The 23,235-nt window shown below is 35.5% G+C and carries 26 protein-coding genes; 1 reads left to right on the plus strand and 25 read right to left on the minus strand.

Annotation, left to right across the window (positions count from 1 at the left end; all coding sequences use genetic code 11):
- Positions 1-192: 192 nt before the first annotated feature.
- From LLA01S_RS08570 to LLA01S_RS08685, 25 genes are all read right to left on the minus strand, one after another.
- Positions 193-363 carry a DUF3042 family protein gene (locus LLA01S_RS08570; RefSeq protein ID WP_011834970.1) on the minus strand — a complete coding sequence of 57 codons (171 nt, stop codon included), beginning with the start codon at positions 361-363 and terminating at the stop codon, positions 193-195.
- A 189-nt stretch (positions 364-552) separates the two neighbouring features.
- Positions 553-2,274: an ABC transporter permease/substrate binding protein gene (locus tag LLA01S_RS08575; RefSeq protein ID WP_011676408.1), complete on the minus strand. Its 1,722-nt coding sequence runs from the start codon at positions 2,272-2,274 to the stop codon at positions 553-555.
- Positions 2,267-3,490 carry a quaternary amine ABC transporter ATP-binding protein gene (locus LLA01S_RS08580; protein ID WP_011676409.1) on the minus strand — a complete coding sequence of 408 codons (1,224 nt, stop codon included), beginning with the start codon at positions 3,488-3,490 and terminating at the stop codon, positions 2,267-2,269. The genes LLA01S_RS08575 and LLA01S_RS08580 overlap by 8 nt, the downstream gene beginning before the upstream one ends.
- 211 nt (positions 3,491-3,701) lie before the next feature.
- The gene (locus tag LLA01S_RS08585; RefSeq protein ID WP_011676410.1) at positions 3,702-4,322 is read right to left on the minus strand and encodes a GntR family transcriptional regulator; all 621 of its coding nucleotides are present in this window, start codon (positions 4,320-4,322) and stop codon (positions 3,702-3,704) included.
- 166 nt (positions 4,323-4,488) lie between these two features.
- Positions 4,489-5,925: a glycoside hydrolase family 1 protein gene (locus LLA01S_RS08590; protein WP_061778161.1), complete on the minus strand. Its 1,437-nt coding sequence runs from the start codon at positions 5,923-5,925 to the stop codon at positions 4,489-4,491.
- Between the two features lie 47 nt (positions 5,926-5,972).
- Complete coding sequence (locus tag LLA01S_RS08595; protein WP_021213636.1) at positions 5,973-7,883, minus strand: beta-glucoside-specific PTS transporter subunit IIABC; 1,911 nt, start codon at positions 7,881-7,883, stop codon at positions 5,973-5,975.
- 100 nt (positions 7,884-7,983) lie between these two features.
- Entirely contained in the window at positions 7,984-8,826 is an 843-nt protein-coding gene (gene licT / locus LLA01S_RS08600) for a BglG family transcription antiterminator LicT (protein ID WP_014572467.1), read from the minus strand.
- Positions 8,827-9,001: 175 nt separating this feature from the next.
- Positions 9,002-9,763 (minus strand): tryptophan synthase subunit alpha, encoded by a 762-nt coding sequence (gene trpA / locus LLA01S_RS08605; protein ID WP_061778162.1) that lies wholly within the window; start codon positions 9,761-9,763, stop codon positions 9,002-9,004.
- Positions 9,763-10,968: a tryptophan synthase subunit beta gene (trpB, locus tag LLA01S_RS08610; protein WP_011676415.1), complete on the minus strand. Its 1,206-nt coding sequence runs from the start codon at positions 10,966-10,968 to the stop codon at positions 9,763-9,765. Before trpB ends, trpA begins: the two co-directional genes overlap by 1 nt.
- A gap of 98 nt (positions 10,969-11,066) precedes the next feature.
- Positions 11,067-11,585 (minus strand): GNAT family N-acetyltransferase, encoded by a 519-nt coding sequence (locus LLA01S_RS08615; protein WP_021166279.1) that lies wholly within the window; start codon positions 11,583-11,585, stop codon positions 11,067-11,069.
- Complete coding sequence (locus LLA01S_RS08620) at positions 11,575-12,633, minus strand: phosphoribosylanthranilate isomerase (protein WP_014572463.1); 1,059 nt, start codon at positions 12,631-12,633, stop codon at positions 11,575-11,577. The genes LLA01S_RS08615 and LLA01S_RS08620 overlap by 11 nt, the downstream gene beginning before the upstream one ends.
- The gene (trpC, locus tag LLA01S_RS08625) at positions 12,623-13,417 is read right to left on the minus strand and encodes an indole-3-glycerol phosphate synthase TrpC (protein WP_061778163.1); all 795 of its coding nucleotides are present in this window, start codon (positions 13,415-13,417) and stop codon (positions 12,623-12,625) included. The genes LLA01S_RS08620 and trpC overlap by 11 nt, the downstream gene beginning before the upstream one ends.
- Positions 13,418-13,423: 6 nt before the next feature.
- Positions 13,424-13,792 carry a VOC family protein gene (locus LLA01S_RS08630; RefSeq protein WP_011676419.1) on the minus strand — a complete coding sequence of 123 codons (369 nt, stop codon included), beginning with the start codon at positions 13,790-13,792 and terminating at the stop codon, positions 13,424-13,426.
- Positions 13,785-14,057, minus strand: a complete 273-nt coding sequence (locus tag LLA01S_RS13585; RefSeq protein WP_116368841.1) for a DUF3977 family protein — start codon at positions 14,055-14,057, stop codon at positions 13,785-13,787. The genes LLA01S_RS08630 and LLA01S_RS13585 overlap by 8 nt, the downstream gene beginning before the upstream one ends.
- 343 nt (positions 14,058-14,400) lie before the next feature.
- Complete coding sequence (locus tag LLA01S_RS08635) at positions 14,401-14,754, minus strand: hypothetical protein (RefSeq protein WP_021166282.1); 354 nt, start codon at positions 14,752-14,754, stop codon at positions 14,401-14,403.
- The gene (locus tag LLA01S_RS08640) at positions 14,709-15,203 is read right to left on the minus strand and encodes a DUF2806 domain-containing protein (protein WP_061778164.1); all 495 of its coding nucleotides are present in this window, start codon (positions 15,201-15,203) and stop codon (positions 14,709-14,711) included. The genes LLA01S_RS08635 and LLA01S_RS08640 overlap by 46 nt, the downstream gene beginning before the upstream one ends.
- A 197-nt stretch (positions 15,204-15,400) precedes the next feature.
- On the minus strand, positions 15,401-16,408 hold the full coding sequence (gene trpD, locus LLA01S_RS08645) for an anthranilate phosphoribosyltransferase (RefSeq protein ID WP_061778165.1): 1,008 nt from the start codon (positions 16,406-16,408) through the stop codon (positions 15,401-15,403).
- Positions 16,409-16,412: 4 nt separating this feature from the next.
- Entirely contained in the window at positions 16,413-16,994 is a 582-nt protein-coding gene (locus LLA01S_RS08650) for an aminodeoxychorismate/anthranilate synthase component II (protein ID WP_061778166.1), read from the minus strand.
- A gap of 51 nt (positions 16,995-17,045) precedes the next feature.
- On the minus strand, positions 17,046-18,416 hold the full coding sequence (gene trpE, locus LLA01S_RS08655; protein WP_015082578.1) for an anthranilate synthase component I: 1,371 nt from the start codon (positions 18,414-18,416) through the stop codon (positions 17,046-17,048).
- A gap of 453 nt (positions 18,417-18,869) precedes the next feature.
- On the minus strand, positions 18,870-19,229 hold the full coding sequence (locus LLA01S_RS08660; protein WP_021166076.1) for a DUF1304 domain-containing protein: 360 nt from the start codon (positions 19,227-19,229) through the stop codon (positions 18,870-18,872).
- Positions 19,230-19,243: 14 nt separating this feature from the next.
- Complete coding sequence (locus LLA01S_RS08665; RefSeq protein WP_031286704.1) at positions 19,244-19,882, minus strand: nitroreductase family protein; 639 nt, start codon at positions 19,880-19,882, stop codon at positions 19,244-19,246.
- 11 nt (positions 19,883-19,893) lie between these two features.
- On the minus strand, positions 19,894-20,313 hold the full coding sequence (locus LLA01S_RS08670) for a MarR family transcriptional regulator (RefSeq protein ID WP_011834955.1): 420 nt from the start codon (positions 20,311-20,313) through the stop codon (positions 19,894-19,896).
- 109 nt (positions 20,314-20,422) lie between these two features.
- Positions 20,423-21,166 (minus strand): methyltransferase domain-containing protein, encoded by a 744-nt coding sequence (locus tag LLA01S_RS08675; protein WP_014572455.1) that lies wholly within the window; start codon positions 21,164-21,166, stop codon positions 20,423-20,425.
- A gap of 75 nt (positions 21,167-21,241) precedes the next feature.
- Positions 21,242-21,922, minus strand: a complete 681-nt coding sequence (locus LLA01S_RS08680; RefSeq protein ID WP_061778167.1) for a VIT1/CCC1 transporter family protein — start codon at positions 21,920-21,922, stop codon at positions 21,242-21,244.
- Positions 21,922-22,611 (minus strand): VIT1/CCC1 transporter family protein, encoded by a 690-nt coding sequence (locus LLA01S_RS08685; protein ID WP_011834952.1) that lies wholly within the window; start codon positions 22,609-22,611, stop codon positions 21,922-21,924. The genes LLA01S_RS08680 and LLA01S_RS08685 overlap by 1 nt, the downstream gene beginning before the upstream one ends.
- 126 nt (positions 22,612-22,737) lie before the next feature.
- Between LLA01S_RS08685 and LLA01S_RS08690 the strand changes: the two genes are divergently transcribed.
- Complete coding sequence (locus tag LLA01S_RS08690; RefSeq protein ID WP_014572452.1) at positions 22,738-23,124, plus strand: Fur family transcriptional regulator; 387 nt, start codon at positions 22,738-22,740, stop codon at positions 23,122-23,124.
- Positions 23,125-23,235 lie beyond the last annotated feature (111 nt).

Here is a 23,235-nt window from a genome sequence, read left to right on the forward strand (position 1 = left end):
ATTTTAATGCACAACTTATTACCGTCTTAACTCTGTGGTTAGAGGCCGATATTCCGCTTGAATTAGAAAAATTTCGACCAAAATTTCTCTTTTTCATGAATTCTTCTGTCCATGAGCTGATTTTTAAAGGAATTGATTAAAACAAAAAAACGTAAATCAAAAGATTTACGTTTTTCAATTAAAGTTTTGTTTTTAAGGAGCAATACGTTTTCGAGCTGCTCTTTTTCTGCCCATTTCAATTTTTTCTTCTTTTTTCTTGATAGGATTGATAACTTTTGCTTTAACACCGATAGCTGCAGCAGTAATTCCTGCTAACAAAAGTGCATTCCCCGCCAAAAAGCCTTTAATAAATGTACGATTCATTTCTTTCTCCTCCTAATTTTATAGATAAATCATCAACTAAGAAAACTTCACTGAGATTTTCTTAGTTAACTCTACAAGCATATTTTAACATAAATGTTATAAATCTAAAAATAATAAACTTAGAATGAAATAATAAAAAACCTTCTAACTATAATGTCAGAAAGTTTTTTTAAGTTAATAATAATCTTATTATTTAAACCATTTATCAACTTGTTTTTGATGGTCTTTAATCCAAGCTTTTGCAGCTGCTTCTGGTGTCTTACCATTTTGAATATCAAGCATAACAGATTCCATATCTTTAGTGGTCCAATTAAAATTATTCAAAACCTTATAAGCTTCAGGATTTTCTTTTTTCAATCCTTTGCGCACAATTGTATTAATATTTTCTGAAGTCCCCATTGTTCCTTTCGGATCAGCTAAGTATTTCAAATCATATTTATTGAACATCCAATGAGGAGACCAACCAGTGATTACAATGTCTTTATGTTGTTTAATGGCTTCACCAAGAGCAACAGTCATTGCACCAGATGATGAAGGAACAAGCTTCCAATCTTTAAGATTACTATAGCTCTTAAGTGTATTTTCACTGGCAGCCATGACACCTGCACCAGGCTCAATTCCTGTGATTGTTTTATTGGCCTGATTAGTCAAATCTTCAATTGAATTCACATTCATATAACTTGGCACAACAAATCCTACTTTAGCGCCTTTAAGATTTGGACCTAATAACTCAACAGACTTACCATATTTTTTCCATTGGGTCTTATGAGTGTTTGGCAACCAAGCAGAAACCATTCCATCAGCTTGACTATTAGCCACAGTTTGCCAAGCAACTGCGTTATCAAGTGCAGTCGTTGTAACATCAAAACTATGTTCTTCCATTGCTTGGGTCAAAACATTGATTGACGCAACTTCTGAGTCCCAGTTCATATAAACTAAATCCACTTTTTTATCAGAAGATTTTTTCCCAAAAGACATTCCCGAAAAAGCACCAACAATTAAGGCTAACAATGAAACGATAGCAATCCAACGTTTCCATTTTTTGAGCTTAGGATTTCCTTGTTTTTCTAAAGGAGAAACATTAAGTTTTTGCGTAAAGCGGTCAATAATAATAGCCAAAATAACTAATGAAATCCCACTTACAAATCCCTTACCAATATCAGCTGATTGAACAGCAGCTAGTACTCCACGACCTAAACCAGGTGCACCAATCATAGAGGCAATAACGACCATAGAAAGAGCCAACATAATTGTTTGGTTAACACCAGCCATAATTGTTCCTTTAGCTAAAGGAAATTCCAATTTAAATAACTTCTGACGGGCAGTCGAACCAAATGAATCTGCTGCTTCAACTAATTCAGTTGAAACTTGGCGAATACCTAAGTTAGTCATTCTGACAGTCGGTGGCAAAGCAAAGATTACTGAAGCAAATACCCCAGGAACAACCCCAATACCAAAGAAGGCAACTGCTGGAATCAAATAAACAAAACCAGGCATGGTTTGCATGAAGTCCAATATAGGTTGAACAATCTTAGCTACTAGTTCAGATTTTGCCATCCAAATTCCTAGAGGGACCCCTATGATAATTGATAACAAACTTGAAAGTAAGACAAGGGTAATCGTACTCATCAAATCTGACCATAAGCCTTGATTGGCAATTAAACAAAGACCAATAAAAGTAAACAATGGGAAGGCAAACTTTTTACCTGAAACCAAAATTGCTAGGATAGTAACAACAGCAATCATCAGCCAGAATGGAACTGCAGTTAAAGCACCTGTTATTCCGTTCATCAACACTGTTCCTGATTTTTGAATCACATCAAAACCCGAACTAAATGTACTTGTAATCCAATCTGTTGCTGACGATACCCAGTTGGCTAATGGTATTTTTCCAATCACTAAATCAATCATTCTTCTCCTCCTCTTTCTCTATTTCTTCTACTTCATCAGGAATGTCTGCCAATGCTTCTAGGACAATTCCCCGAATCAGAATTCCTTTTAAGTAGCCTTGATCATCAACAACAGCTAATGGAGTTGGAGCATCATAGATAATTGGCAAGATATCTCTTACAAGCATTTCTTTAGTGACTGTCCCAACATCAGTTGTCATCACATCTTTCAATGATTGATTGTTTTTTCTAGCAGCAATAGCTTGCTCACTAGTAACAACCCCACGGAATTGACGTTTTCTGTCAACAGCCATTAATGAGCTGACTTCTTCAGTTTTCATTTTTTTCAAGGCAACACTTGGACCATCGACATCAATGTTAGTTGTTAAGGCTGGAATCATGATATTTTCAGCAGTAATTACTTTGGCACGATCTACGTCTTCAACGAAAGTTTTAACATAATCGTTTGCTGGATTTGTTAAGATTTCTTCACCCGTACCAATTTGCATGATTTTACCATCCTTCATAATCGCAATACGATCACCAATACGAAGGGCTTCATTTAAGTCATGGGAAACAAAAATGATTGTTTTTTGGAATTTAGCTTGAAGTTCAAGTAATTCATCTTGCATTTCACGGCGAATTAATGGATCAAGCGCAGAAAAGGCTTCATCCATTAACAAAATCTCTGGATCATTGGCCAAGGCACGTGCAAGCCCAACCCGTTGTTGCATCCCACCAGACAGTTGCTTAGGATATTGGTCTTTAAAATCTAAAAGGTTCGCATTATCTAAAGCTTTCTCGGCACGTTTGCGTCTTTCTTCTTTTGGTACATTTTGAACTTCTAAACCATATTCAGTATTTTCTAAAATTGTTCGATGTGGAAAAAGACCGAAGTTTTGAAAAACCATACTCATTGACTTACGGCGAACTTGAAGCAAATCTTCTTTATTCAAAGTGGCAACATCTTGGTCATCGATAAATATTTTCCCACTGGTTGGTTCAATCAATCGATTAAGCAAACGCAACAAAGTTGATTTCCCTGAACCGGACAAACCCATGATAACAAAAATTTCTCCCTCATTGATTTCAAAATTTGTATCATAAACCCCAACAGTTGCACCGGTTTTTTTCAAAATTTCATTTTTGGGTTCACCTTGCTCGACCATAGTCAATGCAGTTTTAATCCGTTTACCAAAAATTTTAGTTAAATGTTCAATTTTGACTTTTACTGGCAAAATAACTCTCCTTCATTCTATTACTCATGAGCCGAAAACTTTTTTTAGAAAAGAATTTCCAAAATAAATAGTTAATTATAAATTAGAAGTTTTAGGTTACACAAGTGATTTTCTCATTTAAAGTGACCACTCAATACTAACAATATGTAGTCACTATGTCAACTAACTAAATTTGAACTTAAAAAAAAGCATCGTTTTGTAAACGATGTCATTAGTTGCCATAAAAGAAGTTTTGGACAATTTGTCCTGTATCAGAAGCTCCTACGAAATATAAGGTATCTCCTTGATTTAAAGTTGCATAAGGACCCGGTGAAACTATTAATTCTTCATTCTGTAAAATTGCAACAACTGTTGCTCCTGTATTTTGCCAAAGATTCATTTCACCCAAACTCATTCCGAATTTTTCAGAATCTCTTTCTAGTTCAAATTCAATCGGGGTCAAAGGATTTATTTTTTGAAAATGTTCAGTTTGATCAACCAATTTATCTAGGAAAGATGAAAAATTTGCCAATTCTCTTCTTTGACTCTCCACACTCTGCATGATTTGTGTTCGCAAGTCTTGCATTGTTTCTACTTCTTGATATTGCGCTAAATATTCTTGCGCTTTTTGTTTTGATGCAATAATTACACCACTTCCATGAACAGGGTCAACAATTCCCAAATCTCCTAAGACGCTTATAGCCTTACGTGCTGTTTCTGGTGAGACACCAAAGGTTGTTGCAAGAGTCGATCTGGCATATATCTTCTGTCCAACCTTAAGTTCATTTCGAACAATTCTTTCAGCTATTTGCAGGGCAATTTGTTGGTATCTTGGCTGTCTTGCTATCCGCACTTTAATTCTCCTTATCACAAAACATTGAAAATCTACTTTACCTAAGCAAAACAAAATTCCCTCATAATTATAGCGCTTTATTTATTATTTTTCAATCTATACCACATCGCCCCACTTTCAAAAGAGCTGGACTAAAAATAGCTTCTCAATATGAGAAGCTATTTTTTTATAAATTCGTACCGTTAGAATCAATTACTTGTTTATACCAATCGAACGATTTTTTCTTAAATCTTTTATTCGTTCCATTTCCGCTATCATCTAAGTCAACATAGATAAAACCATAACGTTTACTCATCTCCCCTGTTGATGCAGAAACTAAGTCAATACAGCCCCAAGGTGTATAACCCATTAGTTCAACACCATCTTCAACTGCTTCACTCATTGATTGAATATGTTTTTTGAGATAGTCAATCCGATAATCATCTTGAATAGTTCCGTCTTCTTCAACTTTATCAATTGCCCCCAAACCATTTTCAACAATGAAGAGAGGAATTTGATAGCGTCCGTACAAATCATTGAGAGCATACCGAAGACCATCAGGATCAACTGCCCAACCCCATTCACTTTCTTTTAAGAAAGGATTTTTTACTCCGCCAAGAACCATATTCCCTGAAGCTTGGACGCCTTCTCCCGTTTTTGATTCAACCGTCGACATGTAATAACTAAACCCTATATAGTCAACTGTTCCTTCTGCGATTATCTTAAGATCTTCTTCAGAAATTTCAAGGACTTCTGAATTTACTCCATGTTTCCGATGAAGTCTATTTGTAAACGCAGGGTAGGCTCCGCGAACTTGGACATCATTACAAAAATAATTAAATTCTTGAATACTTTCTTGTGTCGCCAATTGATTGACTGGATTAGCATCAAAGGAATAAGTTGTTGAATAAATGCTCATGCAACCAATTTTCAAATTTTTATTCAAATCATGACCAAATTTAACTGCTTGAGCACTTGCAACGAACTGATTATGCCAAGCTTTAAATACATTAGTTTTATCATCTCCACCATTAGATGGAACAAGTCCTTGACTTAAGCCTGAAAAGAAAGTCGCCGAGTTAATTTCATTAAACGTCATCCAATATTTTACTTTGTCTTGATAGCGTTCTAAAAGGACTTTTGCAAACCGCACATAAAATTCGATAAGTTCACGATTTTTCCATCCTCCATATGATTTAGCCAAATTAAGTGGCATTTCATAGTGAGAAATTGTAATCACTGGTTCAATTCTATATTTCAAACACTCATCAATCAGTTGATCATAAAAAAGCAAACCTTTTTCATTGGGAGTTGTTTCATCTCCCTTTGGAAAAATTCTTGACCAAGCTACTGAAAAACGATACGCTTTAAAACCCATTTCCGCAAATAATGCAATGTCTTCTTTAAAATGATGATAATGATCAATTCCATCATGATTTGGATAAGTAAAATGTTCAGTATCAATCGTCCAATCAAATTCCGGACTTGCAAGAATTGCCAATCTTTCTTTACCTCCTGGCATTGCATCTGCTACTGAGAGACCTTTACCATCTATATCATAAGCACCTTCTAATTGGTTTGCTGCCGTTGCTCCACCCCATAAAAAGTCTGTTTTAAATGTCATTTTATAATTTTCCTATCTAATTTTTAAAGTTTTTCATCAATGCTATTTTAAACTGGATTCGCCACTAATTCAGTTGTTTGTGCATTAACTGCAGTTAGTAACACTTCATTTTGATGAATCGTCGATTGATTTGTAACTAGAATATCCATATAATCCTGAGTATTTGTTACAATGATTGGAACTTGAGTACTGTATCCCGCATTTTGAATACGCTCAATATCAAACTTAAGGAGTAAGTCGCCTTTTTTTACACTTTGACCTTGTTTTACAAAGCTTTCAAAGTATTTCCCTTCAAGTTGTACGGTATCTATTCCAATATGAATGAGAAGCTCAGTTCCTTCGCTTGAAATTAAACCTACTGCATGTTTAGTCGGGAACAAAATCATAATCATTCCATCAAATGGAGCACGAACTTCGCCAAGCGTGGGTTCAATCGCTGCTCCTTTACCCATTACTCCTGCAGAAAAAGCTGCATCTTTAACTTGTGATAGCGGAATAACTTTTCCTTCAAGAGGACTTCCAATTGTTTCTTTATTCGTTTTTTGTTTGTTAAATTTTTTGTCAGGACTTGGATTATCAATAACATCATCTTCAAATCCCACAAGATAGGTCACTACAAAGCCAGCTATAACTGCAACAGCTGATACAATCATCATTTTAATCGCACCTGAAACTTCACCTGTAAGGGTAATATTAGATGTAAAACTGAAGATTCCTAAAGCTCCCATTGTATAGGCTTTAATTCCTAAAGCCATGGCAACAGCTGATAAAATTCCACTTACGATACATGAAATCCAGAATGGACGTTTCTTAGGGAGCGTAATTCCGTAAATTGCTGGTTCTGTTACACCAAACCAACCAGAAATAAAGGCTGGTATTGCTAATTCACGAAGTCGTTTATCTTTTGTTTTCAACATCACTGCTCCAACAGCTCCAGTTTGCGCAAACGATGCAACACTTGCAGCAATTAAAAGCGCAGTTGGTTCTCCTTTTGCTAATGCAATAATTGCAAATGGAACAATTGCCCAATGTAGTCCAAACATGACTAAGACTTGCCAAGCAAACCCTAGCACTAAACCAAAGATAATCGGATTAAATCCTTGTAATGCTAATAAACCTTTACCTAACGCATCTGAAGCAAGGTTCATTACTGGTCCAATAACTAGGAAGCCCAGAGGAATTGAGATAATCGCCGTAAAGAATGGTGTCAAGAAAAGTTTGACTACATCAGGAATAATTTTCTTTAACTGGTGTTCTAAAAAGGCTGCAAATGCTGTAATGGCAATAATTGGCATTACAGATGAACCATAACCAGCTGTTGGTACTGAGAACGGTATCCCAAAGAGGCTTAGCCCACCACTTTCTGCAAATGTTTTTGCGACAGTTCCATCTACGAAACCTGGATAAACAAGTGCTGCGGCAATCATCATTCCAACAAACGGTGAACCATTAAATTTTTTCATTGAAGTATAACCAATGAAAATTGGAAGAAATAAGAATAACCCATCACCCATCGCATTAAAAACAGCGTAAGTTGCTGACGATTGAAAACTTTGTCCCAAGGCAAAGGATAAAATTGCATTAACCCCTTTAATCATACCCGCTGCTGCTAAGGGAGCTAAAATTGGTTGGAAAATTCCCGAGATCAATTCTACAAATTGATCAAAAAGATTTCCTTTTTGTGCAGAATCTGCTGGTGAGGTATCAAGTACTCCAAGAACAGCATCAACGTCTGCACGTACTTCTGGTACATGATTCCCAATAACGACTTGATATTGGCCACCAGATTGCATTACTGTAACTACACCATCCATCTTTTTCAGGACATCGGTATTTGCTTTTTTCTCATCTCTGAGTTTAAAACGTAACCGTGTAATACAGTTAATCACTGAAATGACATTTTCTTTGCCACCTACATTTGCTACAATGTCTTTTGCAAGAGCTTCATATTTGCCCATTACAAACCTCCAAAATAATATATTTTTTAGAGGTTTCGCCAACTTAATGTCACGATCCAATTGTTACCATAGTTGGTGATGACTAAAGTCATCTTAAAAATTAATCTTGTATTTTTTCTAAAATACGTGCGAGATGAACGGTCATATATATTTGTTCATTTTGAGAAACTTCGTATGACCTTGTTTGTTTAAGAAACTCACTGACTTTCTTTGTTCCTATATATGCTCTTGGATATTTTCCCGTTATTAGAAGGAATAAATCTTCATCGGTGCTTTCATCACTTTTTGTATTAGAAAGTATTCTTTCGGTGAAAAATTTAAGGTGAGTAATGAACCTTTGAAAATAAATATCTTGCTCATTAAAGTTTACTTGTAAAGTATACTTTAGAGTTGTTAATATTTCTTCCATTAATTTTGTTAATTCCGTTGCATATTCATGACCACTTCCCAGGGTTCCATTAACAATATGCATAGCTAGAAAACCTGCTTCATCTTCTGGAAGGGAGATGTTAAGCTTTTCTTTGACTTTTTGTAAAGTTTCAAGACAAAGTGCAAATTCTTCTGGAAAAAATCTCTTAATATCCCACAAAAGAAAATTTTTTATCGCTATATTGTCTTTTTCACGAATAATTGCTGCATTCAAATGGTCAGCAAAGGCAACCAAAACGGTATCGGAAATTGTTTTATCGAATTTTGTTTTTGCTTTTTCTAAGGTTAATATCGAAAGTTCTACGATTCCACTTGGAATTTCCGACAATAATTCTGAAAAATTTTGTTGCTCTGAAGTTACCTTCAATGCGAAAATCTTTTCAATTTTTTTATCTTCAACAACTTCACCTGCTTTTTTACCATATCCTAGTCCTAATCCCATAAGAATAGTCTCTTCATCATTAGTATTTTGAGCAATGACAACATTGTTGTTTAAAACTTTTTTGATTTTCACATTTTTCTCCATTTCACAAAAATAGACCTTATCTCCCTATAATTATAGGTCTGATAAGGTCTAGCTTAACTTAATAATCACTATCCAATTTTTGTAACCGTTTTATTTAATAAAATAAAACCATTTGTAAAGTGGACTGTCAAGGATATCTGATTTTATTAATTTTTCAATTCTTTTAAAAATTGATTGCGTTCTCAATAAATTTAATAACATCACTTTCTTTGTTTTCGTGTAAATCCCTAACTATTTTTGAACCAACGATTACTCCTGCTGATACCTTATTAAAACGTTCAACATCTGTTAAAGTTGAAATCCCAAATCCTGTCAAAACAGGAATATCAGTTAATTTAGACAATGTTTCTAAATGATGGTCAAGTTGATTACTATAAGCATTTTCTTTTCCGGTTACTCCATTGATCGCAACGGCATAAATGAATCCTTCGGCATCTACTACAAGTTCTTTCTGACGAGAAATTGGTGTGGTTAATGACACCAAAGGTACTAAGCAAATATCCTTATCAGTAATAAAAGGCTTAATGTAAGCTTCATGTTCTTTAGGTAAATCAGGAATAATTAGACCTTTTACTGCTGTATTCTCAAGAGCTGCAACAAAATTTTCAATTCCAAACTGATAGACAGGATTAAAATAAGTCATAATGACAAGAGGAACTTCTGTTTCAATTGATTTTAAGCTGTCAAGAATCTTTGATAGTGAAACATTTTTGGCTAAGGCTCGTAAGCCAGCTTGTTCAATTACTGGTCCGTCAGCAACGGGGTCTGAGAAGGGTACACCAATTTCAATGGCAGAACTCCCGGCTTGTTCAAGAAGTTGAATGGTTTCATTGAGCCCTTCTAATCCTCTTTCATGGTCACCTGCCATAATATAAGGAACAAAATTATTTTTTTTATTGCTCAATTTTGCTTGTAAAGTTTTCATTATTTCACCTCTTTTTCTGCTTCAAGACGTTCTTTAACTTGAACAACATCTTTATCGCCGCGACCTGATAAGCAAACAATCATTGTTTTTTCTGAACCTAATTCTTTAGCTAATTTGACCGCATAGGCAATCGCGTGAGAGCTTTCAAGGGCCGGTATGATTCCTTCTGTGCGAGATAAGATTTTGAAACCTTCAAGGGCTTCTTCATCAGTAATATCAACATACTTTGCACGGCCGACCGCATTGAAATAGGAATGTTCAGGTCCAATTCCTGGATAGTCTAAACCAGCAGAAATACTGAAAGCTTCTAGTATTTGTCCATTTTCATCTTGAAGAACATCCATAAGCGTGCCGTGTAAAACCCCTGGACGCCCTTTAGTAATTGTTGCTGCATGGTGTGGAGTATCTATCCCAAGCCCAGCTGCTTCAACACCATACATCTCTACTGATTCGTCATTAACGAATGGGTAGAAAAGTCCCATCGAGTTTGAACCGCCCCCAACACAAGCCACTAAAGCATCTGGTAGTTTATTTTCTTTTTCTAAGAATTGTGCACGTGCTTCTTGACCAATGACGGCTTGATAATCACGAACAATTTGTGGGAATGGGTGAGGTCCGAGAACTGAACCCATCACATAATGTGTATCCTCAACTTGAGCAACCCATGCTCTAAGTGCTGCATTTACCGCATCTTTAAGCACGCGCGAACCATCAGTAACTGAATGGACTTTTGCACCGAGCAATTCCATCCGAAAAACATTAAGAGATTGTCTTTTGACATCTTCTTCACCCATATATATGGTACATTCCATGCCAAAGAGGGCAGCCGCTGTTGCCGTTGCGACTCCATGTTGGCCCGCTCCTGTCTCAGCAATGACTTTGTTTTTTCCCATTTTTTTGGCAAGGAGGACTTGGCCAAGGGCGTTATTTATTTTGTGAGCTCCGGTGTGATTAAGGTCTTCGCGTTTGAGATAAATTTTTGCACCACCAGCATATTCGGTCAGGCGTTTAGCAAAATAAAGTGGGTTTTCTCGTCCAACGTAATCTTTAAGCAATTCTTTTAGTTCAGCTTGAAAAACTGGATCTTTTTTACTGTCTTCATAAGCTACTTCTAATTCTTTTACGGCTGTCATTAAAGTTTCAGGGACAAATTGTCCACCAAATTGTCCATAAAATCCTTGGTTATTGGGTTGATTGTAGGTCATGTATTTCTCCTTTTTGTAAATGTTATATTTTAATTGTTTTATTTTTACTGTTCTTCTCGTAAAATTCCATATTTTACTGAATCATGCCATTCTTCTTGTCAAAAGCGGACTTTTCTGATTCGTCCTTCAAGTTGTAAACCACACTTTTCTCCTAATTTCATCATGCCTGGATTTCCTGACCAAGTGGTAAAGCCAAGATGTTGAATTTCTGGATAGTTTTTAAAAAGTTCTTCCATCCATAAAGGGATAACTTTCTGACCAATTCCTTGTCCCCACATTTTAGAGTCATAAATTACAATGCCAAACTCAAGCCATTTTTGTAATTTTCCATCTACCCAGGAGCTAGACAGGCTTCCAATGATTCGATTTTTGAAACTGATAAGTGCAACATTGGTTTGATTAATCTTTGAAGTCGTCTTTTCTGAAAATTCCTCCCAGCTTAAAACTGAATCTTGAAAATAGGGGCCATTGAAGGCCATCCACTCTAAATCAGCTTGAGGTCCATAGCTGACTTCCCAAAGTTCTAATAAATCTCCTTTTTGAATGGTCCTCAGAATCAAATCTGTTCCAGATTTTCGGTAGTATTCAAAAGAATTCTTTTGTCTGTCATCTTTCATTATTGTTCCTTTTTTGATAATCAATCAGTTTGTTTAGGATAACTTGGTCTTTGAGTTTTCCGGCTCGCCATGAATCTTTTATTGCTGTTTGATAGATTTTAATTGATTGTTCAAGATTTGGAAACCAGTATCTTTCCTTAGTTACTTGCTTATTTTGTTGAAGTTCATGATAATCAATATTCGCATAACTATCGATTGTTTCAACATTTGCAAAGCCAACATGAAATCTTCCTTTTTCAAATTTATGTTCGTGTAGGTCAATGAGTTGATAGCCTAAGTCTTCCATTATCTCGGTTAATTTAGCAAAATTTTCATAGTCATCTTTCTCTAGCTGAATATCGATATCGTCTGGATTTGTAAAAAAATTTCCAAGTTGTTCAATTGCTAAGCTCCCCATTAAATAAGGACTAATCTTAAACTTATTTAATTTTCCAGTGATTCGTAAAAATTCCGCAAATAATTGTTGTGATGAAGCAAGACTCGCCTTTTGAATAAAACTTTTTATTTTAACTACATCTTTTTTCCCAGCAGTCTCCACTCCTGAGGATACGTCTACCCCAAAAGCATTAGGAAAGTGTTGAATCGCTCTTCCTACGTTCTCTGGACTGAGTCCACCAGCAATAAAGTAATCAGCACCAAGATGCTCAGGGTTTATGGAATCCCAATCAAAAGTTTGACCACTTCCTCCTTGTGGGCTATCAAATAATAATATGACCTCTTTGTAGAGCCGAAAATCTTGGTCAGGACGTACAGCTTTAATGACAGGAAATGACAGCTGATTGATATAATTCATATCCTCGTCGCCGTGAAGTTGGACAATGTCCAACTGGGCAATCTGTATGGCTTTTTTGACAAAATCAAGGGATTCATTAACAAAGATTCCTATTTTTTTGACTGTTATGGGGATTTCCTTTGTCAGCTCTGCTACTTTTTCTGGAGAAACTTGACGCCTTGAGGGACTAAGAATAAAACCAAGATGTGTTGCGCCAGATGCTACTGCCGTATCGACAGCCTCTTTTGTTGATAAGCCACAAATTTTAATGTTCATCATTTTTCCTTTTGATTTTTAAATCTGTCAGTGATTTTGTGAGATTATTTGCTTGCATCAGTGCTGTTCCAACCAAAATTCCATTGAAATTTTCAGCAACTTTTTGTGCCTCTTTTTTACCGAAAATACCTGATTCAGAAATATAAACATTCTCTTCTTTAAAATAAGGAACCAAATCTGTTGAGTTTTGTAAGCTCACTTCGAAGGTCTTTAGATTACGATTATTGACCCCAATAATTTTAGCAGCAAGTTGATGGGCTCTGTCGAGTTCGGCCTTATTATGCGTTTCGACTAAAACTTCAAGTCCTAGTGAAATTGCATAATTGTAGAGTTCTTCTAATTTTTCAAAGTCATTTTCAAAACAAGCGACAATCAATAAAATAACAGTTGCACCAGCATTGAGTGCTCGATTAATTTGCTTTTTATCAATGATAAAATCTTTGTTAAGTGTTGGAATTTGAACATTTTTAGATATTTCACGGAGGTATTCAATGTTTCCTTTAAAGAATACAGGGTCAGTTAGAACGGAAATCATGGCAGCCCCAGCTTGTTCATAATTTTTGGCTTGGGCGATAATGTCTACTTCGAGATTGATATCTCCAAGACTTGGCGAAGCTTTTTTTACTTCGGCAATGACTTGAAGTTGATCAGAATGTTTTTTTAGGTAATCATATAATCTATAAGTTTGACGAATTGGTTTGGAATTTTCGTCAGGCATTTGAGCTATCTCTTGTTTTTTTTCTGCTAAAATTTTTTCTAAGAATTTTCCTTCTTTTATGTTCATATTTTCTTACTCTTTTCCAGTGTGACAGACTGCTTCAATTCGATAACCGTCTGGGTCAATGATGAATGCCGCATAGTAATATTTTTGATCAGAGGGACGATTGCCCGGTCTTCCATTATCTTTCCCACCATTTTCTAAGGCGATTTTGTAAAACTGGTCAACTTCGGCTTTGGTCTTGGCTTGGAAAGCAAAATGAAAAGGGTAAGGCTCGCCTTCTTCAAACCAGATATAGCCGTCAGTAGTTTCTCCTGTTTGATAAGTCAGACTCGTTTTACTTTCGTCAATTAAAGAACCGCCAAGCGTTGCTAAAACTGCTGTATAAAAAAATTTTGTTCGTGATAAATATTGGACATGAATATCTAAATGGTCAATCATTTTTTTCTCCATATTTTCCAATGATGAACTTGAAATTATTTCGATTTTTCTTTTTAAATGCGAAGTGTGGATTTGCGCTGTCTATAACCAAAACCTTTTTACCTAGCCAAATTCGTAAATAATGAGATTTTACTTTGAGAGATTTACTGACAGAACGGTCAGCAAATTTGAAACGTTCTTCAGTTCCGTCAGTAAATTCAATTTCGATGCTTCTGCCAAAACCAAATTGGTTATTGTCTAAATCAAAACCAATTTCAATGAATATTTTTCTGTCATTTTCGTGTGCCTCTCCATTGTGTTAAGCTGCTTCAATCTGATAATCATTAGGGTCAATAATAAATGATACGTAATCCCCCTCTTGATAGCTTTCTTGGTAGACTCGTACATCTTTATTTTTTCCCATTTTCCATAAAGCAAGGCAATAAAATTCATCAATTTAGGCATTTCTTTCTCAATAGCTACACAGTGTTCCCGCACAATTAAATTTCAATTTTTTCATTACTTATTCTTTCCAAACTATCTGCTCTGCCCATTTGGCTCTACCGGTAACTTTTATTTCAGGATAATCCTTAACCAATCTTTTCAAAAACCACTTCCATATCCTTCCTTCAAATGAGGGCTGTAACGCAAAATACAATTCTTTCCCCCTCTTGAGTTAATTTATGTGCACTTATTGGGTCCTTAGGCAAAAGCTTTTTACCTTTTTCATAGACAGGATCAAATCTAAAAAGATCCTCTTCCTCGTAATATTTTTTATCAGAAAACTCAGACTGTTTTAATCCTTTTTCAAATTTTGGGCGTCTAAAGTAAGCATATTGAACCATATCCAAATCAAAAAGTCTAAATATACCTATATCAGACAAATGTTCGAAATTTTCTTGAAAGTTTTCACTTGCAGTATTCCAATTAAATCGGCTTATATCAGGATAATATTCATCATCTTGACCAAATAAACTAACCACTTGTGGAAAAATATATTTTTCGTCTCCCTGCCGTTGTCATCATAAAATAAAATTTCAGAAAAATAGTTATCTAAGATAATCGCTTCAGTAGATGTCAGTTTATGTAATAAATCCAATGTTCGTAACGAAACACTACTGTTTTCTAAACACTCTTGAACTAACAATTTTGCCCAAAACTCCTGAATAGAATCATCATCTTCTTGTGACGCCAAGGTATACCAATTAATTTTAAACTTAGTACTGATGTTATCTAAATCAGCCGAAGATACTCCAAAAGTTTTCATTCTTTCACTAGCTTTTGAAAGTATCTTTACTAAATTTTCCATTCTTTTAGTACTAAAATAGTCAGAAATCATCTTCGTCAAATCATTTTTAAAAATAGGTTGTATTTGATCTATTAATTTATTAACGTCAACTATCACCTTGAGTGGTAAGTTTGGTGTATTCATTTTTCTCTACTTTTCCTCATAACAATTCTAATTGCTCGTCAAATTTGCCCCCTCAAAAGCGAGCAATTCCCGCTTGACTTCAACACCATCTGCATGTCTCGTCAGCATATTCAATTTCAATACTTCTTCTAAATCCAAATATATTATTATCCAAATCAAATCCAATTTCAATAAATATTTTTTATGTCAGTAAATTTTTAACCAATTTGTTCTGCTTGTAATTCATGCAATTTTTCAAGTGCTGCGCCTTGCGCTATGACTTCTCTTGCAAGTTCAATTCCTGATTTGATGGAATCAACCTTGCCATTGGCATAGAATCCCAATCCTGCATTTAAAACAGTTGTTTCTAAAAATGCTGACGAACAATTTTCCAGAACATTTTTCAAAATCTCGGCATTTTCTGGCGCTTCACCACCGCGAATATCATTGAGCGCGACTTCTGACATGCCAACATCGGCAGCTCTAAACTTGTGCAAAGTCACTTCGCCATTTTCCAAAAGGGCATAATGATTTAGACCAAATGGTGTTGCCTCATCCATCCCTCCTTCGCCTGTAATAACCAATGCTCGCTTACGTCCCAAGCCTTTGAGGACATTTGCCGTCAGCTCGAGCAGGTCAGGACGTGACGTTCCAAGGAGTTGCGTATCAAGTGGAATCGGATTAATCAAAGGGCCTGTCAGGTTCATGATGGTTGGAATTTCAAGCTGTCTGCGCACTGGTGTGAAGTATTTCATGGCTGGATGCAAATTTTGAGCAAAAAGGAAAACTAGACCAACTTTATCAAACACTTGAGCCAATTTTTCTGCGGGGAGATAAAGGTTGATTCCCAAAGCTTCAAGAACATCAGCCGAGCCAGATTTACTGGTAATTGAGCGGTTGCCGTGTTTTGCCATGTTGACGCCACCAGCTGCTAAAACAAAGGCCGATGTGGTTGAAATATTGAAGCTGAATGAACGGTCGCCGCCTGTTCCGCAATTGTCCATGGCATTGGTCAAGTTTGTCGGAATACTGATGGCTGCTTTTTGCAAAGCCCGTGCAAGTCCTGTTAATTCGCTGGCGGATTCGCCTTTCATTTTGAGAGCTACTAGAAAACTAGCAATTTGAACGTCGCTCAATTCGCCTTGAATAATTGAATTGGCTAGCATATTCATTTCATTTTCAGTCATATCACGACCTGCCATGACTTTTTCAAGTTCATTTTTCATTTGATTACTTCTTTATTGCTTTTACTTGATTGACAAAATTTTCAATCATGATCATGCCATCCAGCGTCCCAATTGATTCTGGATGAAATTGCAGACCGTAAATCTGTTCTTTTTCATTTTCAATGGCCATAATCTCGCCATCATCCATCGCAAGCGCTGTAATTGCAAAGTCAGGTAAAGCAACGGCTTCGTCCATGACAATCGAATGATAACGCATGACCCAAAATTTTGAAGGAAGTTGCTTGAAAATTGAATTTCCCGAAGTTTGACGAACTTGCGAATTTTTTCCATGCATGACCTGATGTGCCAAGCGGAGTTTGCCACCAAAAACCTCAACAATAGCTTGAAAACCCAAACAAATGCCTAAAATTGGTTTTTGTCCCGCGAATTCTTGAATCATGGCTTCCATTTTGCCCGCATCTGCTGGCCAACCAGGACCTGGCGAGAAAATGAGTGCGTCAGCATTTTGCGCCATTTTTTCTAAATTTTCATCATCATTTCTCACGACCGCAACGTCAGTCAGAGCGCCAACATATTGCACCAAATTGTAGGTAAAACTGTCGTAATTATCAATTATTAAAATCATTTTTTCTCCTGTTAGTTGAGTTCAGTGTGCTCGCACACTTCACATCCTTTTTTACTGACCAACTTTTAGCAGTCCTTGTGCCTTGTTCAATGTTTCTTGATATTCATGCTCAGGCACTGAATCATAAACAATTCCTGCACCTGCTTGAACGTGTGCCTTATTATCTTTTAAGACCATGGTCCGAATGGCAATGGCAAAATCACAATTTCCATTTTTGGTCAGATAACCAATGGCTCCGCCATAAATCCCGCGTTTTTGATTTTCAAACTCATAAATGCGTTGATAAGCACGATGTTTCGGCGCTCCTGATAGGGTGCCAGCTGGTAAAGTCGCTGACAGGGCGTCCATGGCCGTAAATTCGGGACGAAGCTTTCCAGTAACTTCACTGGTAATGTGCATGACGTAGCGATATTTTTCAACTTTCATGAAAACAGGGACTTCAATTGAGCCATATTCGGAAATTTTTCCAATGTCATTTCGTCCCAAATCAACCAACATTTTGTGCTCAGCAAGTTCTTTTTGGTCATTTTCCAATTCTTCAATCAGCGCTTGGTCTTCAAATTCATTGTCGCCACGTTTTCTTGTTCCAGCAATTGGATTAGTCGAAACTTGATTGCCATGAACCGCAACCAAACGTTCTGGTGAGCTGCCAATGACATGAAAATTGTCGAATTCCATAAAGTACATATATGATGCCGGATTTTCAACACGAAGTTTTCGATAATAATCAAAGGGCTTGTCAGTAAAATCGGCTGTCAACCTTTGTGATAAAACGATTTGAAACATATCACCATTTCTAATCAATTCCTTTGCGGCTGTTACTTTTTCCTCAAAAGTTGCTTGAGTCATATTGCTGACAAAATTCATTTTATTTATTTCTGTCAACTCATTTTCTGCTTCTGTCAGTTCCGATAAAGCTTCAATATTTGCTGACAGAGCAGTTACTAACTCTTTTTCTGAACGCTGACTATAAACATTATCCTCAATAAATATCAATTTTTCTTGTTTATGGTCAAAAATCACGGCTGATTCGTATAACATAAAATACATATCTGGGGTCCCAATTGTATCTGTCAGTTCAGGCTGAATCCCTTCAAAAATTCCATAAGTATCAAATCCAGCATAACCAATTGCACCGCTCGTAAAGGGCAAATCCAATTTTTCGTCCGTATTTTCTGACTGACAGACCAATTTTTCTAGAAATTCCATTGGATGGTCGTTGCTAATGATTTCATCATTAATGGTTAAATTTCCATCAGTAAATTTAATATGTTTTACTGGATTTAAGGCAATAATTGAAAAACGTGATTGGTCATTTTCTCTAGGAATGGATTCTAAAATTACTTTATTTTTACCTTTCAGGCGAAGATACACCGAAATTGGCGTCAAAGTATCTGCTGAAATTTCTTTAATTTTTCTCATGTTTTCTCTCTATCTTTTGTTTTGCGGAATTAACTTCCATTGATTATGAAATAAAATTTAAGCTTAGCCATCGTTGATTCATTTTAGAAATCCTTTCAAAAAAATACAAAAAAGCCCGTAGAGTATCAAATACTCTACGGGCGTATTCCACGCGGTGCCACCGTAATTTAAGAGTCCTTAAAAGTATTACAAAAATACTAGAAAATTCTCTTCTTTTCCTCGTCTAACAACAAGTCGCTTGGTATCGGGAGCATCCGTGATTTTTATTGTTTCAAATCAAATTGCGAAAAATAAGACTTTTCGACTTTAAATCAGCCCATTCGCTCTGATGAATTTATCTGCTCGCACAACCGCAGACTTCCTGAAAAAATTCTATGATAGAGTTACTCTTCTGATATTGAAAACAATTGTAAAACTTTTTATGACACTTGTCAAGCCTTTTGAAATATTTTTTTAGAAAAAAGAAGAAATTAGTGCAAGAATCGCTAAGCCACCTTGCGTAAGAATAATCTTTTTATTACTTGTCAAAGAACCATAGATGGCCACTAAAATAATATAAATAAGCAGTAATCTGACAATTTCGAGTGAAGCTGAGGCAAAAAACAAACCATAAAATAGTCCGATAGCAATCAACCCATTGTACACTCCTTGGTTTTTAAAGAGCGTTTGAACAGATTTTCTTTCTAATTCTTTCTTCTCCATATTAAAAACTCGCCCTGTAGTCTTTGAGCTTGTGGCCACGGTCTCTAAATACATAATATAAAGAAACTCTAAGGCAACTAAAAGTGTCAAAATCATTGTCAAAATTGTCAAATTTTTTCTCCTTATTATTTAAAAGTCGTAATTTTATCAGCGCTCATCCGAACAGATTCATAGCCTTCTTCCACCGCTTTACCAATTGATAAAATCATCACTGGAACATAACGCTCTTTATCCAAATCGAATGCTTCAGCCAATTGATCTTTCTCAAAACCACCAATTGGGTTTGTTTCATAGCCATGTGCTCTAGCAACTAACATCAATTGCATGGCTGCCAAACTAGCATCAATTTTAACGGCATCATTCATTTCTTGTTTAGAAAAGCTCTTGTAATAAGGAATAATTGCTCCAATTTGTTGATCTCTTACTTCTTGTGGCATTTTCCCTTCAGCGACAGCTTGGTCATAAATTTCTTCACCTAATTCATAATTGAGCATATCACCAAAAATCAAAATCATCGCTGACGAACTTTCATTTTGACGTGTATTAAAACGAATCAAAGGTTTCAATTTTGCTTTTGATTCTTCAGTTTCAGCAACGATAAAACGCCAAGGTTGCATATTTACTGACGAAGGGGCCGCAGTTGCTTCTTGAATCATTTCTAACATTTCTTCATGAGAAATCTTATAATTTTCATCATAAAGTCTAACTGATTTTCGACCAAAGGTAATTTCTGTGAAATCATTATTTTTAAAGTTTTTATTCATTTTTTCCTCTTTCATTTTACTAATTTTGTTAATAGTTCTAAAAGTTCTTCTTCTTCCGAATCACTTAATCCAATATTTAAAGTTTGTTCACTTTCATGAACAGAATTATCATGTTCTCTAGCACAACGCTCCAAATCAGCCTTGGCCTCGTCAGTAATTTCAACAAACACTTCACGATTATTGTCTTTATTTCGCTGACGTTTAACAAGATTTTTTTCTTCAAGCAGTTTCAAATGTCTTGTAACCGCAGCACTATCAATCTTCAATTCATTTTGCAGTTGGGTCTGTGAACATCTCCCTTTGCATTTTAAAATCATCATCAGTTGATATCGTGTAATACTAAAACCAGTTGATTTTTCAAATTTTGCTGTCATTTCTTGATTTACAATTTTGAGTTGGTAAAGTAACTGGCTGACTTTTTCAAGATTCATTCTTTCTCCTTTCATTGTTGATTAGTCAATCATTGATTAGTCAATTATAATACTAAAATAATTAAATTACAAATAAAAGAATTTGCCAACAAAAAAACTAGGTTTTAACCTAGCATTTTTCCCAGTAAAGCAACTCAAATATAACTAATCTTTCCATATCACGATTCTCGTTTTCTTTAAAAAATAACTGCTTTAATGCCTCTAATTCATCATTTGAAATTTCATCTGAGAAATAATCAGAAAAAAATTGTGAACTAATACTTTCTGATAAAAAGAATCGAAATGTTTTGCTTTTATATTCCCAATTTAATTCTTCCAACCAGGCTTTATAGAGCAACATTTGAGCTTCTTTATGTTGTTCTTGAGCTGGAAAATATAATTGTTCAACCTGACTGAAAAGATTATCTTCGTCAAAGATTAGACGTAGAATGCCTACATTTCTCTGACTAATCCGATTTAATTCAATCAATGCTTCTTTCGAGTCTAAAGCTGGATTCATGGCAGTAAATACAAAGTCATAAGCATCTTTCTCACTTTGCTCTAAAAATTCAGCCTGCTCTTGATGAATAAAAGCAATTTTACTTGCATCGGCTTTTTTATTTTGAGCAAAATCTAACATTTTAGCTGATAAATCAACGATATTGTACTTGTCAGTAAAATCGGAAAAATGCGGAATATATTTCCCCGTCCCTCCTGCCAAATCTAAAAAATCTCGCGCAGGTAGTAGTTTTTCAGCCAATAGAAATTCACGCAATTCTTGACCAATATTGACTAGACTTTCATTTTGTATTTCTTCGTATTCTTGCGAAAACTCATCCCAATACTTTTCTAATTCCTTAGTACTTTCATCCATATTTCAGCCTCTTTTTCAATAATTATAAGTCCTATCTATAATTATAACAGATGCTTTTAGTTAAGCCTAGGACCTTTAACCCAAAATACGACCAATAAAATAATGAATAAAAATTGTCATCAGCCCAATAATAATATTTCTGAAAATCGCTTTAATCACCAAGCCATCAGAAAGTTTAGCACTAATCATGCCAGTTAAAGCCATCGCAACCATTGTTGCTAAGATCGTCGCTGGAAATTGCCAAACCCCTTTCACTAAAATCATTGTCAGTAATGGAAAAAGTCCCCCAATGGTGAACGAAATTAATGATGACCAAGCCGCTTGCCAAGGGTTCATATAATGTCCCAAAGTAATATCATATTTTACTGACAGAACCGTTTCTAATGGTTTTAGAGCAAGCAATTCATCAGCAATCTTCATTGAAGTTTCAGAACTAATCCCCTTTTCAATATAAAAATCTTTAATCGCTTCTTTTTGATTTTTAAAATCTTTATTTAGTAATATCTTTTCTTGTTGGACAACTACTTTCTCGCTATCAGACTGTGAACTGACACTAGCGTATTCGCCAGATGCCATTGAAAAAGCACCAGAAATTAGATTAGCTAAACTTGCAATCAGTAAATCAAAACTACTCCCTGACGCTGCTGATACGGAAAAAAGTACACCAACCACCGTTAAGATTCCATCATTAGACCCTAAAACTCCTGCACGAACACTATTTAATTTTTCATCTATTGTCATCGTTTGTTTTTTCATCACAATCCTCCTTGTTTAAAAATCAAACCAACCAAATATGTAACTACCATTGTCAAAATTCCGGCTACGATATTTCTAAAAGTTGCATGTTTTTTATCGGCTCCGTTCAAATAAGCTGCAGCATAACCAGTAAAGCCTAAAGCAATTAATACGGCAAAAAAAGTCGCCATGGCACTCCAACTTTTAGGTATCAGAGAAATTGCAAGCATGGGTAAAAGTGCCCCCGTCGGAAATGAAATCATTGACGCAATCGCTGCACCTTTGGCACTTAATTCTTGCCCAATTGTAAATCCATGACGTTCTCTGACCGTTGTCGCTAGTGCATCTTTTTTCATCATTTCATCCGTTGCCGTATGCGCAAGTTCTTTTGAAATTCCGACTGAAGAATATTTCTCATAAACAAAATCAAATTCCTTTTGATAATCATTAGCAAGTGCTATTTTTTGTTCCTGAACAATTTTTTCTTGAGCATCTCTTTGCGAACTGACAGACACATACTCACCCATTGCCATACTTACCGTACCGGCTAAAGTTCCAGCAAAACCTGCCAGTAAGATTGTGCCAATATGTGAAGTTGCTCCGGATACACCAATTACAATGCCAGCAATGGAGATGATACCATCGTTTGCCCCCATAATACTGGCCCTAACAATATTATTTCTTTGAATTAAGTTATTTTTTTCTTTCATTATTCCATCTCTTTAGAATCATTCTAAACTATATTTTAGAATCATTCTACACAAATGTCAAGTTATTGAAATGATTTTCTGTTGATGATATAATAAAATAAAATAATAAAGATAGGAGTGCTGATTTTGGAACAAGACTTAAAAGAACTATTACAATCTCATGGTTTAAAAGCTACACCACAGCGTCTCATTGTCTTAGAATACCTGATAAAACATCAAACTCACCCAACGGCTGAGCAGATTCACGAAGACTTAGAAAATATTAGCTTGGCCACGGTTTATAATACACTTGATAAATTAGTCGATAGTGAACTTGTTATTGCTATCAATGATGGAAGTAAGAGGAGGTATGATTACTACGGTGAACCTCATTATCACGTTGTCAATAAAACCACTGGTGAGATAATGAATGTTGATAATTTTGATTTTCGACCTCTCATCGAAGCGGCAAGAAAAGCAAGTGGTCTCAATATTACTGGCTACAAAGTAGAAATTTATGGTGTTGAAGATTAATTAAAAAAATACTGATCAAGATGATTAGTATTTTTTTATTCTTTTATACCATTTCCAGTGAATATTTTACTCTCGCATGTAATTTATATAACCCGAATTGCTAGTTAAGTT

The sequence above is a fragment of the Lactococcus cremoris subsp. cremoris NBRC 100676 genome, assembly GCF_001591705.1.
Classification (GTDB): domain Bacteria; phylum Bacillota; class Bacilli; order Lactobacillales; family Streptococcaceae; genus Lactococcus; species Lactococcus cremoris.